At 59.1% G+C, this 16131-nt stretch carries 17 protein-coding genes; 10 read left to right on the forward strand and 7 right to left on the reverse strand.

The window, feature by feature from the left end:
* Positions 1 to 3: 3 nt before the first annotated feature.
* A complete protein-coding gene (locus OKW98_RS14905; protein ID WP_265385441.1) occupies positions 4 to 879 on the forward strand; it encodes a LysR family transcriptional regulator in 876 nt (291 codons plus the stop codon).
* Positions 880 to 906: 27 nt separating this feature from the next.
* On the opposite strand, the gene OKW98_RS14910 is transcribed toward OKW98_RS14905, so the two are convergent.
* Together OKW98_RS14910 and OKW98_RS14915 are read right to left on the reverse strand one after the other, a co-directional pair.
* Positions 907 to 1260, reverse strand: a complete 354-nt coding sequence (locus OKW98_RS14910) for a putative quinol monooxygenase (RefSeq protein ID WP_265385442.1) — start codon at positions 1258 to 1260, stop codon at positions 907 to 909.
* Between the two features lie 86 nt (positions 1261 to 1346).
* The gene (locus OKW98_RS14915) at positions 1347 to 1544 is read right to left on the reverse strand and encodes a tautomerase family protein (protein WP_166650554.1); all 198 of its coding nucleotides are present in this window, start codon (positions 1542 to 1544) and stop codon (positions 1347 to 1349) included.
* Between the two features lie 143 nt (positions 1545 to 1687).
* Between OKW98_RS14915 and OKW98_RS14920 the strand changes: the two genes are divergently transcribed.
* Entirely contained in the window at positions 1688 to 2590 is a 903-nt protein-coding gene (locus OKW98_RS14920) for a LysR family transcriptional regulator (RefSeq protein WP_265385443.1), read from the forward strand.
* An 85-nt stretch (positions 2591 to 2675) separates the two neighbouring features.
* Here the strand turns inward: OKW98_RS14920 and OKW98_RS14925 are convergent, their stop codons facing one another.
* A complete protein-coding gene (locus OKW98_RS14925; protein WP_265385444.1) occupies positions 2676 to 3575 on the reverse strand; it encodes a LysR family transcriptional regulator in 900 nt (299 codons plus the stop codon).
* 135 nt (positions 3576 to 3710) lie between these two features.
* Between OKW98_RS14925 and salA the strand changes: the two genes are divergently transcribed.
* The 5 genes from salA to OKW98_RS14950 all read left to right on the forward strand — a co-directional run bounded on the left by salA (position 3711) and on the right by OKW98_RS14950 (position 9690).
* The gene (salA, locus tag OKW98_RS14930; protein WP_265385445.1) at positions 3711 to 5000 is read left to right on the forward strand and encodes a salicylate 1-monooxygenase; all 1290 of its coding nucleotides are present in this window, start codon (positions 3711 to 3713) and stop codon (positions 4998 to 5000) included.
* 57 nt (positions 5001 to 5057) lie between these two features.
* Positions 5058 to 5996: a catechol 1,2-dioxygenase gene (catA, locus tag OKW98_RS14935; protein WP_265385446.1), complete on the forward strand. Its 939-nt coding sequence runs from the start codon at positions 5058 to 5060 to the stop codon at positions 5994 to 5996.
* Between the two features lie 48 nt (positions 5997 to 6044).
* Positions 6045 to 7193 (forward strand): NAD(P)-dependent alcohol dehydrogenase, encoded by a 1149-nt coding sequence (locus OKW98_RS14940; RefSeq protein WP_265385447.1) that lies wholly within the window; start codon positions 6045 to 6047, stop codon positions 7191 to 7193.
* A 27-nt stretch (positions 7194 to 7220) separates the two neighbouring features.
* Positions 7221 to 8672 (forward strand): aldehyde dehydrogenase, encoded by a 1452-nt coding sequence (locus OKW98_RS14945; RefSeq protein ID WP_265385448.1) that lies wholly within the window; start codon positions 7221 to 7223, stop codon positions 8670 to 8672.
* A 172-nt stretch (positions 8673 to 8844) separates the two neighbouring features.
* The gene (locus OKW98_RS14950; protein WP_265389740.1) at positions 8845 to 9690 is read left to right on the forward strand and encodes a SphA family protein; all 846 of its coding nucleotides are present in this window, start codon (positions 8845 to 8847) and stop codon (positions 9688 to 9690) included.
* Positions 9691 to 9735: 45 nt separating this feature from the next.
* Here OKW98_RS14950 and grxB read toward each other — a convergent pair whose 3' ends face one another.
* A complete protein-coding gene (gene grxB, locus OKW98_RS14955) occupies positions 9736 to 10380 on the reverse strand; it encodes a glutaredoxin 2 (RefSeq protein ID WP_265385449.1) in 645 nt (214 codons plus the stop codon).
* Positions 10381 to 10571: 191 nt separating this feature from the next.
* Positions 10572 to 10838: a nitroreductase family protein gene (locus tag OKW98_RS14960; RefSeq protein ID WP_265385450.1), complete on the reverse strand. Its 267-nt coding sequence runs from the start codon at positions 10836 to 10838 to the stop codon at positions 10572 to 10574.
* Between the two features lie 112 nt (positions 10839 to 10950).
* Between OKW98_RS14960 and OKW98_RS14965 the strand changes: the two genes are divergently transcribed.
* The 3 genes from OKW98_RS14965 to OKW98_RS14975 all read left to right on the forward strand — a co-directional run bounded on the left by OKW98_RS14965 (position 10951) and on the right by OKW98_RS14975 (position 13831).
* Positions 10951 to 11871, forward strand: coding sequence for a LysR family transcriptional regulator (locus OKW98_RS14965; protein ID WP_265385451.1), 921 nt, complete (start codon positions 10951 to 10953; stop codon positions 11869 to 11871).
* 78 nt (positions 11872 to 11949) lie between these two features.
* Positions 11950 to 12834 (forward strand): alpha/beta fold hydrolase, encoded by an 885-nt coding sequence (locus OKW98_RS14970; protein WP_265385452.1) that lies wholly within the window; start codon positions 11950 to 11952, stop codon positions 12832 to 12834.
* A gap of 82 nt (positions 12835 to 12916) precedes the next feature.
* Positions 12917 to 13831: a LysR substrate-binding domain-containing protein gene (locus tag OKW98_RS14975; protein WP_265385453.1), complete on the forward strand. Its 915-nt coding sequence runs from the start codon at positions 12917 to 12919 to the stop codon at positions 13829 to 13831.
* A gap of 60 nt (positions 13832 to 13891) precedes the next feature.
* Here the strand turns inward: OKW98_RS14975 and leuD are convergent, their stop codons facing one another.
* Together leuD and leuC are read right to left on the reverse strand one after the other, a co-directional pair.
* Complete coding sequence (leuD, locus tag OKW98_RS14980; RefSeq protein WP_265385454.1) at positions 13892 to 14506, reverse strand: 3-isopropylmalate dehydratase small subunit; 615 nt, start codon at positions 14504 to 14506, stop codon at positions 13892 to 13894.
* Positions 14503 to 15924, reverse strand: a complete 1422-nt coding sequence (gene leuC, locus OKW98_RS14985; RefSeq protein WP_265385455.1) for a 3-isopropylmalate dehydratase large subunit — start codon at positions 15922 to 15924, stop codon at positions 14503 to 14505. Before leuC ends, leuD begins: the two co-directional genes overlap by 4 nt.
* Positions 15925 to 16131 lie beyond the last annotated feature (207 nt).

Consider the following 16131-nt stretch of genomic DNA (forward strand, 5'->3'; position numbering starts at 1 on the left):
CTTATGAACTGGGAAGACCTTCGATTTTTTTTAACCATCGCACGGTCGGGCAGTTTGTCGGGCGCGGCGCGGGTATTGGGCGTCAATCAGGCCACCGTAAGCCGGCGTCTGGCCTCGCTGGAAGCGCAACTTAATGTCCGTCTGGTGGACAGGCTGTCCCGCGAGTCCCGCCTGACAGCGGTGGGGCAACAGATACTGCAGGATGCTTTGGACATAGAGGCGAAGTCCTTTGCCATCGAGCGCAAGTGTCTGGCATCCAGCACAGCCGTGAGGACAAAGGTCTCCATTACGGCCCCGCCCATACTCGCCAGACACTTCCTGGCCCCCCATCTCGCTGTGCTGGCGCGTCTGCACCCGCTTGTGCAGTTGAGCATTCTCAGCGAGTCCCATGTGGCGTCGTTATCGCGCCTTGAGGCGGACCTGGCGTTGCGCCTGGCGCTACCGATCGAAGACACGGATATCATCAGGAAGGTAGGCCAGATGCCGTTCGCACTGTACGCCGGACGTGATTATCCCTGCCTAGACGATCCGCAGCAGTGGGCGTTCGTTGGCTATACCGAACGTCAAACCGACTTCGCCCACAAACGCTGGCTGTACGACGTCATAGGCGCAAAGCGCGTGGCCTGCGAACTGTCGGATTTGAGCCATCAATATGAGGCCGCATGCACGGGTATCGGCGTGGCAGGATTACCGTGTTTTCTCGCGGATCCCGATCCACGCCTTGTCAGGCTTCAGAGTAGCCTCCCCATGCTTGATCTCGACATCTGGGTCGCCATGCACCCGGACAGTCGCGGCGACCCGGTGGTCCGTCATATCTCGCAGACCATCGCGCAGTTGCTTGAATCCATCGGCCTGGGTTTACCGTTGGTTAGCCGGTGAGGCCCTCCACCTGACCGGTCTACATGATCAGCGGCTGAAGCCGTCAAACGGTGTCATGTACACAGCGCCGAACGGATCCAGACGTTTACGGATCTCTGCATCGGGGGTGCCATACACGATCAGGCTGGTGATGGTGCACAACTCCAGAAAGCGCTCACCGAAAGGGGCGAAGGTCGTGTCCACGTGGCTGACCACGGACTCCACCTTGTAACGCTCAAGGATGTGGGCAACGCTTTGGTCTTCGTTGACGCTGTACTCGTAAACCAGCGTGTCCGGCTCTTTTTTGGTCGCTTCAACGATACGGGCAATCAGGGCCTTGAACTCAGGAAAGTCGCCGGGCTTGATGGCAAGGGAAAACTGGCAGGAAATGTAGGGATGCATGGGGATGTCTTCCATCGAGGGCGTAAAACACGCCTTGGGAGGATGCATCGCTCGCTTGGCCGATGCATTGAATGCGCTGTATCAGATCAGGGCTTTGCCGGCTCTTCACCAAACAACTTGCCTGCACCGGCCCAGTCGGAAGGGGCTACGTCTTCAAAAATAACGTAGATGTACTCGGCCGGGGTACCGGTGTTTTTTACGATGCTTTCAGTGATCTCAGCGGCGACGGTTGCTTTCTGAGCGTGCTCTTTTCCTTCGAACCAGCTAACACGTACTACGGGCATGATGTATTCCTCTTGGGGGATCGAAAACCGGGCCTGAGCTCCCAGGCCACCAGATGACACCCATCCTAGTGTAGATAAGTCTCGTGATAAACGGCCTGAAACTATAAAGTGGGTAGACATAATATCTACAGTTGACGGTTTTCATGATTCCGATTGATTCGCTTCAAGGTGTGATCACCTTTATTACAGCCGCGCGCTCGACCAGCTTCACCGAGGCGGCTGCACGATTGGGCGTATCGAAATCGGCCGTCGGCAAGTCTATCGCTCGCCTTGAAGAAAGACTGGGGGTGCAGCTCTTCCACCGAACCACGCGGCGAATTTCGCTCACCGCTGATGGCGATGCTTATTTCATCGCCTGCTCAAACGCACTCGAAGAAATCGGCGCGGCAGAAAGTGGCTTGGGGCCCGGCACTCGCGAACCTTCCGGCCGACTGCGGGTGGATATTCCCGTGGCATTCGGGCGGCGGGTGATTGCGCCCCTGCTGTTTGAGATTGCCAAAAAATACCCGTCATTGCGGCTGAACATGACGTTTTCGGATCATCTGGTCGATCCGATTGAAGAAGGCATCGACTTGCTCGTGCGCTTTGGCGAAATCAAGGATACCAGCGGCCTGGTGGCCCGCCGGCTCGCGCGCCAACGCTGGGCGATCTGTGCGGCCCCGGATTACCTGGCGCGCTTTGGCGTCCCCGCCAGCCTCGAGGATCTGGACCGCCACCATTGCATCGTCGGACATCGACGGGGCCAGCCGCTCTCCTGGCGGGTCACGCAGAATCAGGAAACCGTTCGCTTCTCGCCGCCGTTTACCCATCAGATCGGTGACGGGGAAGCGATGATTCTCGCCGCGTTGGCCGGCGTGGGTCTGTGTCAGATGCCGCGCTGCCTTTTCAGGGATGATATTGAAGCCGGAAGGTTGGTCGAGGTGTTGGGAGGCTATGAGCCGGAGCCAGTCGAGGTCCATGCGGTATGGCCGAAGGTGTCGCACTTGCGGCCAAAGGTGAGGTATGTCGTGGATGAATTGGTCCGGCTATTCGAGGACTGGCAGTAAGCTGTCGGGACACTTCTTGCCACTTCGGTAGAGCCGACGTGTCACCTGAACTTTAGCGCCTTTCTCTCCCGACGCCCCATCCACATCAGTCGCTGAACAGATCAAACATCAACTGTCGAAACCAGCGATTGGCGGGATCTCGTACGCATCGGGCGTGCCAGAACAGGTTGATGGCGATTTCCGGCAACGGCATGGGCAACGGCAAAATGGTCAGTCCGAATGGCTCAATGCAACTCATTGCAAACCGCTCCGGTACGGTGGCGATGAGGTCGGTGTTTTGCAGGATGTGGCCGACAGCGACGAAGTGCGGTACTTCAAGTTTGATGTCTCGATGCAGGCCGGCGCGCTGCATGATCCCATCGATCTCGCCGTGCCCCGTGCTGGTCGCACTGACCCTTACGTGGCCGTATTCACAGTAACGCGCGCGCGTCATGGCGTGCTGTGTAACGGGATGCCCCGTTCTGCACAGGCCGACATAGCGATGATGGAAAAGTCGTCGCTGATAAAAGCCCGCTTGCAGATCGGGTAGCAGCCCGACTGCCAGATCCACCTCGCCGTTCGCCATGCCTTCGGAAAGGCCGGCATGGCTGCGCAGCGTACTCACTGTCACGCCCGGCGCCAATTCCAGCAGCGTCTGAATCAACTTGGGCATGAAGTAGATCTCACCGATGTCCGTCATCGCAATAACGAAGCGCTTGTGGGTCGTCGCCGGATTGAAATCGTCAAGACGGTTCAATGCGCCGTGCAGCGTGCCAATGGCGTTTGCCACCGGTTCAGCCAGTTGCAACGCGTAAGGCGTCGGCTGCATCCCGCGATGGGTCCGCACGAACAGATCATCCTTGAGCGCTGTGCGTAAACGTTTAAGGGCATTACTCAGAGCCGGTTGCGTGAGTCCAAGACTCTGGGCAGCGCCGGAGACACTTCGGTCAATCAGTAGCTGATGGAAAATCACCAGCAAATTCAAATCCAGATCGCGTAGCTGCATTGTGCTGCCTTCAAGCCCCAAGCCAGAGCCGTTATTCATACTGGTGATAGATTTTATGCATGTTACGCCATTTATCAATAACTCTGAGTATGGGCATGATCAGGACATTCCAAAAACAAAACGCAGGTCCGTCCCATGAGCAGTACTCAATCAAAACTACAGATCGCAATCGTCGGTGGCGGTATTGCAGGCATCGCGCTTGCGCTGGATTTATGCCGCCACGCTCATCTCGATATCCAGCTGTTTGAAGCCGCCCCTGCATTCGGTGAAGTCGGGGCAGGCGTATCTTTTGGTGCCAACGCCGTACGTGCCATCGAAGGGTTGGGCATTGGCAAGCCGTATCAGCGCATCGCTGACCGCACCCCCGAACCCTGGCAGGACATCTGGTTTGAATGGCGTCGTGGCACAGACGCCGGCTATCTGGGGGCAAGCGTTGCGCCGGGGGTAGGCCAGTCGTCGGTGCACAGAGCCGACTTTCTGGACGCCCTGGCCCACGAGTTACCCCCTGGCATCGCTCGGTTTGACAAACGTGCGGTCACCCTCGAAGAGGTCGCCGACCGGGTTCGAATTGGTTTCCTGGACGGCACCGAACACACCTGTGATCTGCTGATCGCGGCCGACGGCATCAAGTCCTCGATTCGTGATTATGTCTTGCGGGGTCTGGGTGAGCCTGCTGTCGCACCCCGTTTCAGTGGCACCTGCGCTTACCGTGGAATGATTGACAGCGAGACGCTCAGGGAAGCTTATCGCGCTGCCGGCATCGATGAGCATTTAATCAATGTCCCGCAGATGTACCTGGGCCTGGATGGCCACATCCTCACCTTCCCGATCAAACAAGGCCGGCTGATCAACGTCGTGGCCTTTGTCTCCGATCGTAGCGTTCCTGACCCGCAATGGCCCCAGGACAAACCCTGGGTAAAAAATGCGACCCAGGCCGAAATGCTCGATGCGTTTTCGCAATGGGGAGACGCGGTTCGGGTGCTACTCGAGTGCATTCCTGCGCCCACTCTCTGGGCACTTCATGATTTGGCCGAGCTGCCCGGCTACGTCCACGGTCGTGTGGCCCTGATCGGTGACGCAGCGCACGCCATGCTTCCCCATCAAGGCGCCGGAGCCGGTCAAGGCCTCGAAGATGCCTGGTTGCTGGCGCGGTTACTGGCTGATCCTCAGCTGGGCCACGAAAACATAAAGCGCGTACTGGAGGTTTACGACGCAGTACGCAGACCGCGTGCGTGCAGGGTTCAGCGGACTTCATGGGAAGCCGGTGAACTGTACGAATGGCGTGATCGTCAGGCCGGCGATGACCCGGCCGTGCTGTCAACGACTCTCGCCAACCGGTTCGACTGGCTGTGGAACCACGACATGGAAAACGACCTGGCAAGCGCTCGCGTTCAGCTCGGGTGGCAAACGGCAGCCGTACGCTGATTTCCCCGGACTCTTGGTCCACTGCACACCCTTCAATAATAAAAAAGGAGCCTTAACATGGCGGTCAGCATTGCAGACACACCGCAGGTTCTCGCGTTTTTCGAGGACGCTGCGGGGTTGAAAAATACAGATGGAAATCCGCGAAACAAGCAAATCGTCTTTCGACTGCTACAGCAAACCTTTCGCTTGATCGAGGAGCTGGACGTCAGCGATGACGAATTCTGGTCGGCGGTGGAATACCTCAACCGACTGGGCGCAAGCCATGAGGCCGGCCTGCTGGTGGCGGGGCTTGGCATCGAGCATTTCCTCGACCTGCGCCACGACGCCGAACAGGCACACGCCGGCCAGACGGGGGGGACGCCGCGCACCATCGAAGGCCCGCTGTATGTCGCCGGTGCCCCTTTATGTGAAGGCTACGCACGGCTGGATGACGGGGGCGAGGGCGATGCCGCAACGGTCCTGTTCGTCGAAGGCAAGGTTGTCGACCTGCAAGGCCAGCCGATCGCCGCCGCGTTGGTCGATGTCTGGCAAGCGGACACCAAGGGCAATTATTCGCACTTCGATAAAAGCCAATCGGCATACAACCTGCGCCGCCGAATAGTGACGGATGAGCAGGGACGTTACCGTTTTCAAAGCATTGTGCCGTCGGGCTACGGCTGCAATCCATCAGGTCCGACCCAGGAATGCCTGAACCAGCTTGGGCGCCATGGTCAACGTCCGGCGCACATTCATTTTTTCGTGTCTGCGCCAGGCTTTGAGCATCTGACCACGCAGATAAACCTCTCGAACGACGCCTACCTCTGGGATGACTTCGCTTACGCCACCCGCGATGGATTGATCGGTGAGGTTCGCTTTGTCGAAGCCGCTGAGGAGGGCCAGCAGCAGGGGGTTCAAGGGCGGTTCGCAGAGATGACTTTCGACTTCCAGCTGCGCACCGCGCGTGATAACGCAGCCGAGCAACGCAGCAATCGTCTGCGGGCACTTCAGGCCTCGTAACCCACGGATTCCATACGTTCGATCGACAATAAAAAAGAGGATCACCGCATGTCCCCGAGTCATTTGAAACCTATTGAAGTCACCGTCGCTGTCTTGCGTGAGGCCGGTGCAGAGCTGCGCATGGAACAGGCTGAGCTGGGCGTCCCGCGTAACGACGAAGTGCGTGTGCGCGTTGTCGCCACCGGTGTGTGTCATACGGACATGGTTGTTCGGGATCAGCTGTTTCCCACGCCACTGCCGATTGTTCTGGGGCATGAAGGCGCCGGCGTGGTCGAGTCCGTGGGCTCGGCCGTGACCACCGTCGCGCCTGGCGACCATGTGGTGATGACGTACATGTCGTGCGGGCTGTGCCTGCCGTGCGAAACCGGACACCCGGCCCATTGCTCCCATATGCACCCGCTGAACTTCGGCGGCGGTCGTCTGGATGGCAGCACAGCAACGTGCAGTTGCGAGGGAAATACGCCAATCCATGACCATTTTTTCGGTCAATCTTCCTTTTCGACGTACGTCGTCGCCAACGAACGCAACGTGGTCAAGGTTTCCAAAAATGCCCCGCTTGAACTCCTTGGCCCTTTGGGTTGCGGCATCCAGACCGGGGCAGGCTCTGTGCTCAAGGCCATGAAAGTGGAGGCGGGCGCAAGTTTCGCCGCGTTCGGTGCGGGCGCAGTAGGCCTGGCGGCCGTGATGGCGGCGAAGGTCGCAGGCGCGACCATCATCATCGCGGTGGACGTGACCCCCAGTCGTCTTGAGATGGCGCTTGAGCTGGGCGCCACTCATGTGATCAACAGCCGCGACGAAGACCCGGTGCAGCGCATTCGTGACATTACCGGGGGTGGCGTCAACTACAGCCTGGAGTGTTCCGGGCGCGCAGAGGTGCTGCGACAAGCCATTGATGCGGTGACCACGCTGGGGACGTGCGGCATTGTCGGCGCGACAAAGATGGGCACCGAGGTGGCCTTCAACATCAACGACGTGATGATTCCCGGCAAGCGAATCATGGGCATCGTTCAGGGCGATGTCGTCGCCAATGCGTTCATTCCTACCTTGGTCGATCTGTACCTGCAGGGCCGTTTTCCCTTCGACAAGCTGTGCCGTTTCTACACGTTCGATCAGATCAACGAAGCCATGGCTGACAGCGAAAGCGGTATCACGATCAAGCCAATCCTGCGCATGCCGACAGCGACTGACGCGGCTTGAACCCCTGACTGATAAAGGTAGCGAAAGATGAATGTGAAACTGGTTATCGACAACCAAAAGCAGGACGCCGCCAGCGGCAAAACCTATTGCCGGATGGACCCTGTCAGCGCTCAACCGATCACCGAAGGGGCTGCGTGCGGCATTGAAGATGCATTGAGGGCAGCGGCCTCCTCGCAAAACGCGTTCAAGACCTGGTCCAGGGTTGGACCGACCGAACGCCGTCGGCTGCTGCTGGCGGCGGCCGACGTGCTGGAAAGCAAGATGGCGACGTTCTGCAGCGTGATGGCAGAAGAAATCGGCGCGTCCCAGCTGTGGGCGCAATTCAACGTGGGGGCCTCTGCGAATCTGTTGCGTGAGGCTGCGGCACTCACCACTCAGATCAAGGGTGAAACCATTCCGACGGACAAAACCGGCACCCTGTCCATGACCCTTCGCCAACCGGTGGGCACCGTGTTGAGCATCGTCCCGTGGAATGGGCCGGTGATATTGGGCGCGCGGGCCATTGCCTACCCACTGGCGTGCGGCAATACCGTCATTCTCAAAGGGTCGGAGAACAGCCCGCGTACCCACGAACTGTTGGCCGAGTGTTTCTACGAAGCAGGCTTTCCCCCGGGTGTCTTGAACTTCATTATTTCGGCGCCCGAGGATGCATCGGCCGTCACCGAAGCCTTGATCGCTCACGACACTGTGCGGCGAATCAACTTCACCGGTTCGACCAAGGTCGGGCGGATGATTGCGCAGACCAGTGCCAAATACCTCAAGCGATGCTTGCTGGAGCTGGGCGGTAAAGCGCCGTTTATTGTTCTCGAGGATGCCGATCTCCAGGGTGCCGTGAACGCAGCGGTATTTGGCGCCTTTCTCTATCAGGGGCAGATCTGCATGTCGACGGAGCGCTTTGTCGTTGACGAAACGATCGCCGACCGATTCGTTGAAATGTTTGCCGCGCGTATCAGCCGCCTGGAGACGGGGGACCCGGTCTCGTCGCCTGCCAGTGTGATCGGACCGATGATTTCCCGGGGCTCGGTCCAACGCATCAATCAACTGCTCGACGACGCCACCCGCAAGGGCGCAAAGATTGTGGCGGGTGGTTTGGCGGAGCAGGCGCTGATGAGCGCAACGCTGGTCGATCACGTCAGTTCGGCAATGGATATCTACGATGAGGAAACCTTTGGACCTGTTACCACCATTGTCCGGGTCAAGGGGGCCGGGCACGCGTTGGCGGTCGCCAATGACACTGCGTACGGACTGTCATCGTCGATTTTCAGCCGTGATGTCAGCCGGGCACTTGAGCTGGCGAGTCGTCTGGACGCTGGCTGCGTGCACATCAACGGGGCGACGGTACAGAACGAGCCTCAAGCGCCTTATGGCGGTATGAAAAACAGCGGATACGGTCGATTCGATGGCAGCGCTGTCATCGACGAGTTCACCGAAGTGAAATGGGTCACCGTGGAGCCGTCGGACCAGCCCTATCCATTCTAGGGGGACCCTTCTTCGCGTTTTCACGACGTCAGGCAGCCCTGGAGGCGGCTGATTCCAGGGTTGGCGCGTCATCACCCATTTATGGTTGCGAACAATGAATAATAATAAATCGTACGAACCAACGCGTCTTTTCAAGCCCTTTCATTATTTGATGGTGGGATCAGTGCTGGTCATGGCGCTGCCGGACGCACAGGCCACCGAAGGAGGAGGATCTTCTTACCCGATGGGGGCGGAAAACTACATGACCGGGGCCATGCCGCCTCCCGGTTTCTACGGCCAGATATTCGCCGAAAGTTACCGGGCCGACACGCTGCGTGACAATCGAGGTGGCAAGGCCGTTGACGATTTTCATCTGAGTGCAAATGTCATCGCGCCGAGGCTGATCTGGGTCACGGAGCAAAAGGTGTTCGACGGCGCCTTGGCCTTTCACGTCAACGTTCCACTGGTTGACCTGAAGGTTGATGTCAATGGCCAGCATCAAAGCAAGAAGGGCATGGGTGATGTGATCTTCGGCCCTGGCCTGGGCTATCACTACAGTGAAAGATTCCATGCGATCTACGCCCTGGACATCTTTGCGCCGACAGGCCGCTACGATCGAGGTGACCTGGCCAACATCGGGCGCAATTACTGGGCATTCGAACCCATTGCGGCCTTCTCTTACGTCGACCCCGTGGGGCTTAATGCCGACCTCAAGGTGATGTACGACTTTAACCTGCGTAACTCGGACACCGACTATCGCTCGGGCCAGGAACTGCACGCAGACTATTCCCTGGGCTGGGGCGTCGGCCATGGCTGGGTCCTGGGCGTAGGGGGTTACATTTACCGCCAGACCACCGATGACCGCCAAAACGGTGACCGGCTGGAAGACAACAAAGGGCGCGCATTTGCCATAGGGCCGTCGATCAAATATAGCGGCGCGTCGGGGTGGTTCCTCACCGCTAAGTGGCAACGGGAAAGCGACGTTCGCAACCGTCCGGAAGGCGAAGCGTACTGGCTCAAGCTTACCGTGCCACTTTAGGGCAAGAGCGATCCGACGGTGATCATGATCGCCGTCGGGCCGACACTAGACGGCGATGTGATCGTGAAGATCGATGCCGGTGCGTTCCGACATGCGCAGCCGGTAAGCCTGTACAGCGGGGGGGTACACGATGCCCCGTACGATGGACATGCTGCGCAAGGTGGCGAAGAGGTGGATGTCGTCTTCCGACAGCTCGCCATTCACCGCATCCGGCGACTGGATCATTGGCTCAAGGATGAGCAAATGACGGTTTAGCGTGGCGATGTAGTCGGCGCTGGCCGCCAGATGATCCTTGAAGCTGCCGAGCATGGCCTCTTTGTTGCGCGTGAAGTAGGCGCGCGCACTTGGGGTGGAGAACTCTTCGAAGTCTGCAGTCGCCCATCTCGGAATCGCCAGGGAATAAAGAGGACCGGTCACCTCGCTGTTCCACTGGGACAGGAACGGGTTGCTGACGCCGGACAACACTCTTGCGCCGGACAGGCCATCGACATGCGCAACGATGTCCATGCTCTCGGCGATGTAGCGCCCGTCGTGCTCCAGGATCGGCGCCATTTTCTTGCCAATCATGCGCGTCGGAGTGGCTTCATCGTCGTTCAACATAATGACGAGATCGAAGGCTGTGGTCTTAAGGCCGAAAATCGTGCGCGCTTTCACGCAGAACGGGCAATGATCGTAAACGTAGAGTTTCATGAGGTTTGAATTCCAAAGCAGGGCTGCGTGGCGCAAGGGCGACAGCACGTTGAGGGTCTACAACTTCAGCGGATGTTGAAGGCGATGGCAGCGACGGGAAGAAACGCAGCCCGCGCACGTGGCCGTAGTGCAGTTCTGGCGATGACAACAAAGGCAGATAACGGCACTTCAGTATTTCTTTTATAGAGAAATCAAACGATCGAGAGGATGTCGCTAGTGGCCTTGCGTGGTTTTTGCGGCCAATTCGTTTTACCCCCACGACCCACCGTCACCAACATCTTTGCTTTCGCCTCTTTGGTATGCACGGCAATGAAACGCCAGTGTTGCAAATTAAATGCAGACGGCGCATGGCGAGCAAGGTCGATCAAGCCAGTAACGTCCTGCTCCGATAAAACATGAGTCGGGTCATAGCTGTGGGCGGAGAAGCGCGACTGGATGGCTTCGGTAACGGTTGGCATACGTGTTCCCCCTTGAGATGTAGAGACGCTAGGCAGCACTCTATGGGGTGGATGATTGAAAGAGAATGCCTGCCAGTGAGACCATGGGTTTCATAAATGAGAGGGCCCAACCATGGATCTCAACGCGGTACAGATGCTGGTGACCATCGTCCAGGCCGGCAGCATGACCGCCGGAGCTGAACGTTTGGGCGTACCACTGACCACCGCGAGCCGGAGGATTCGTGCGCTTGAGCAGGCGCTGAAGGTCGAGTTGCTGGAGCGCTCAGCGAGGGGCGTGAAGCTGACTGAAGCCGGCACTCGCCTCTTCGAGCATGCAAGTCGGGGCCTGGAACTGCTGCAGGAAGGCCACGATGCGGTGGTGAGCGATCAAGCTCACGTTCAGGGGAAGCTGCGTCTTTCAGTGCCGCCATCGTTCTCGCCCTGGTGGCAGCTGATTACTGACTTTCAGAACGATCATCCCGATATCCGCGTTCATCTGCTGTCGACGGAGCGTCGTGTTCACCCGGTCGAGGACGGCATCGACGTGGCATTGCGCGTCGGTGAGGTGGAGCATGAAGCGTTGATCGGCAGGCATTTGCTCGACTATCGACATGTGCTGGTCGCCAGCCCCCGGTTTATCTCGACCCACGGCCGGCCGAGCACGCCACATGATCTAGGCAGGTTGCCCTGTGCTACGTGGAGTCTTGGCACCAATACGAACGCGACTTGGCGATTCGCAGGCACATCAGTGACGCCGAACACCGTGCTGTCGACAAACGACAGCATGCATTTGCTGCACAGTGTGTTGGCTGGCGAGGTAATAACCGAACTGCCGCCCTTCATCGTGAAGGACGCTATAGAAGGGGGCTTACTGGTGCCGCTGTTACCGGAATGTCCACTGCCGTCAGTGGCTTTGAATCTTCTCTATCCTGCGCATCGTCATCCTTCTGCCGTTGTGCGCACTTACCTTGAATACTGTCGACGAAAAATCCCATGGCTGGTGGACGCTTGTACGGCTGAGGCGCCCGCACACCTAGTGCTACACAGATCATGAACTGTGCGTCTACGCTTGGCATATTGCCGCCCGGTTCGGTTGATCTCAGGATTGAGCCAGCACCTATGGAGTCAAATCATGTTCGCCGGTTTCCAAAAACAACAACGCCAGGTCAACGGCCTCACCATCAGCTATCGCATCGGCGGCACCGGCCCCGCGTTGTTGCTGTTGCACGGCCACCCTCAGACCCACGTTATCTGGCACAAGATCGCCGAGCAACTGGCCGCCGAATTCACCGTGGTCGCCGCTGACCTGCGTGGCTACGGCGATAGCGACAGGCCGGCTGCCGATGCTGAGCACGCTCATTATTCAAAGCGTGAAATGGCGCTCGATGCTGTCGAGTTGATGCAGTCGCTAGGCTTTGAGCAGTTCAGGGTGCTTGCCCACGACCGGGGGGCGAGGGTGGCCCATCGCCTGGCCCTCGACCATCCACAAGCGGTCACGCAAATGGTGCTGCTCGACATCGCGCCCACCCTGGCGATGTATACGCAAACGGACGAAGCCTTTGCCCGGGCCTACTGGCACTGGTTCTTCCTCATCCGTCCGGCGCCGTTGCCGGAGAGCCTGATCGAGGCCAACCCCGACCTCTATTTGCGCAGTGTGATGGGCAGCCGCAGCGCTGGCCTTGATCCTTTCACCCCAGAGGCGTTCGCCGAGTACCTGCGCTGCCTGCACATTCCCGGCAGTGCGCGGGGCATCTGCGAAGATTACCGCGCTTCGGCCGGTATCGACCTTGAACACGATCGCGCAGATCTCGCCGCGGGTCATCACCTGACGCCGCCACTGTTGGTCCTTTGGGGCGCCAAAGGCACCGTGGGGCGTTGTTTCGATCCGCTCAAGGAATGGCAGCAAGTAGCGACTGATGTACGCGGAAAGGCGTTGCCTTCAGGCCATTACATCGCCGAGGAAGTGCCCGAGTTACTGCTTGAAGAGGTGCTGGGATTTTTCGCTGAACCCCTTTAGCCAAGAGGCGTGAGGAGGGCAATAATTTGCCCGTTGATGCGATGCTATCCTCGCAATTCACACCGCGACTTGTGCCATTTTGATGACTGACAAGAAAGGCTCCATGCCCCTCCCCGAAGACCTGCGGGTCTTCCTCACCGTGATCCGCAAGGCCGGTTTTGCAGCGGCCGCCGATGAGCTTGGCGTGTCGGCGGCTTACGTCAGCAAACGTATCCAGATCCTCGAAAAGACCCTGGCGACCCGTTTGCTGCACCGTACCAGTCGCCGTATCACGTTGACCGACGATGGCGAGCGTGTAAAAGGCTGGGCGGCGCGGATCCTGGAAGACTTTCAGCATCTGTCCGACCAGTTGATCGATGCCCATGACAACCCCTGTGGCCGACTGCATATCTGCAGCACCTTCGGATTTGGCCGCCATCACGTGGCACCCGCGCTGGCGTTGCTGACCGACCGATACCCTGAGCTGGAAATCCGCCTGGACCTGTTCGACCGGGTGGTGGATATCGTCAACGAAGGCTTCGATCTGGAAATTCGCGTGGGTGACGACATTCCCGGCCAGCACATAGGGCGTCAGTTGGTCAGCAACCGACGCATCCTGTGCGCGGCCCCCGGCTACCTCGAACGCCATGGAGCACCCCAGCAACTGAGTGACCTGGAGCACCATGAGTGCCTCGTTTTGAAGGAGCGCGATAACGCGTTCGGGGTCTGGGTGCTGGAGCGCGACGGCCAGCAGGAAAGCGTGCGGGTAGGCGGCCCCTTGTCATCCAACAGCGGCGAGATCGTGTTGCAGTGGGCGTTGCATGGGCGAGGTGTGTTCCTGCGTTCGCTGTGGGATGTGAAACCATTACTCGAGCAGGGCAGGCTGGTTCAGGTGCTCCACGATTACGGGCAAAGCGCCAACGTGTGGGCCGTCTACCCCACGCGGCTTGCTCACTCGGGAAAGCTGCGGGCCTGCGTCAAATTTCTTGTGGCGCACTTCGCGCAGCTGTCGATCTGAACAAGGCGGGCCGCACAGGATTGTGCGACCGACCGCGCATCTATCGAGATACCCCTTACTTCAAGACAGCCACGGGTTTGCGACCAGATGCTCGCGTTCAAACGCCAGTATCTGGTCGCTGCGCTGCAGGGTGCTGCCGATGGCATCCAGTCCAAGCAACAGTGCGGTTTTGCGCAGCGTGTCGATCTGGAAGCGAACCACTTCATGGCCGTGCAGCAGGATGGTTTGTTCTTGCAGGTCGATCGATATCTCGGACGTCTCCGGCTGCCCGACGATCTCGCCGATGCGTTGCACGGTGGCCGCCTCAAGGCTGATCAGCAGCACACCGTTACGCTGGCAGTTGTCGTAAAAAATGCCGGCGAAGCTCGTGCCAATCAGCGCACGAATGCCCCTCTGCTTGAGGCCCCACACGGCATGTTCTCGGCTGGAACCGCAGCCAAAGTTAGGGCCAACCACCATGAAGCGCGCACGCTGCCAGGCGGGTTGGTTGAGCACAAATGCAGGGTCTGGCTGCCCTGAGGGCAAAAAGCGCACGTCATGAAACAGCCCCTGGTCCAGGCCGTTGCGATCAATCCCTTTGAGGAATTGCTTGGGCATGATCACGTCAGTGTCGATATTGGCCGCCAACATCGGCGCGGCGGCGCCGGTGACGCGGGTGAAGGGGTTCATGCTCATACGCGTTCTCCGGATTGCCGGACATCCGTCAGATGCCCGCTGATTGCAGCCGCTGCCACCATTGCCGGGCTCATCAAGTGGGTGCGTGCTCCAGCACCCTGGCGGCCTTCGAAATTGCGATTGGTACTCGACGCGCAGCGGTTGCCCGGGGCGAGCACATCGTCGTTCATGGCCAGGCACATGGAGCAGCCCGATTGACGCCATTCGAATCCGGCATCCCGAAAAATGGCTGCCAGCCCCTCCGCTTCAGCCTGATCGCGAACGGCGGTGGAGCCTGGCACGACCATCGCCCGCACGTGCGTTGCCACTCGCCTGCCGCGGATCACGCTGGCTGCATCACGCAGGTCTTCAATACGGGCATTCGTGCAGGATCCGATGAATGCATGGCTGATGACGATTTCATTCAAAGGCTCGCCCGCCGTGAGTCCCATGTAGGTCAGGGCGCGCTGCATGTCGCGGCGCAGGATGAGATCACTGACCTGCAGCGGGTCCGGAACCCGTGCATCAATGGCCCCGACCTGATCGGGGCTCGTACCCCATGTGATCATCGGGAGGAGGGTGCTGACGTCGAGCGTTACCTCATGGTCAAACACGGCACCGGGGTCGCTGCACAAGCTGCGCCACACCTCCACCGCACGCCGCCATTGATCACCCTTTGGCGCGCGCGGCTTGCCTTCAAGGTAGTCAAACACCTTCTGGTCCGGTGCCATGAACGCGCCACGCGCGCCGGCTTCGACGGCCATGTTGCAGATGGTCATGCGCGCTTCGACGCTGAGGGCATCAATGGTCGATCCGGCAAACTCGATGGCAAAACCCGTGGCCCCGGAGGCGCCGATCTGACCGATCAGGGCCATGATGACGTCCTTGGAGGTCAGGCCAGGCGGCAAGGCACCCATGACGCTGACGCGCATGGTTTTCAGGCGTTTGTAGACGAGTGTTTGCGTGGCCAGGAGATGCTCGATCTCAGACGTGCCGATGCCAAACCCGAAGGCACCGAGTGCCCCGTAAGTCGTGGTGTGACTGTCGCCCGCAGCAATGACCATCCCGGGGAGAATGAAGCCCTGTTCGGGGGCGACGACGTGCTCGATGCCCTGGCGCTTATCAAGGATGTCCAGCAGTTCGATGCCGAAATCCTCACAGTTCTCGGCCAGATAGGACACCTGCCGCGCACCGCCCGCATCGGGCATCACGGCGGTGCGTTCAGGCGCGGTCGGGTTGACGTGATCGACTACCGCCAATGCCGTACCCGGGCGCCATACCGTTCGCCCGGCTTGACGCAAACCGCTGAACGCCTGAGGACTGGTGTATTCGTTGATGACCTGACGATCGATGTACAGCAGTACATGACCCTGGTCGTCCAGCGAGCACACCATGTGCGCATCGATGTGCTTTTGATAGAGGGTTTTGGGGCTGTTCATGATGAACTCTCGGATGGGGACACTCACGGGGACACCTTCAACAGGATAGGGACCGGGGTGTTGCCATCAAGAGCAGGTTCGCAATCCATGAATCTACGGTTCGTGTGCGACCGACGAGATGAGTCGGCCGCTGAATAACCTTTCGATCACCGCCTCACGGGCGCAAAAGTGATAAACGGTCAGTTAATGATTGCGCAATCAATGTAG

Source organism: Pseudomonas sp. KU26590 (assembly GCF_026153515.1).
Taxonomy (GTDB): Bacteria; Pseudomonadota; Gammaproteobacteria; order Pseudomonadales; family Pseudomonadaceae; genus Aquipseudomonas.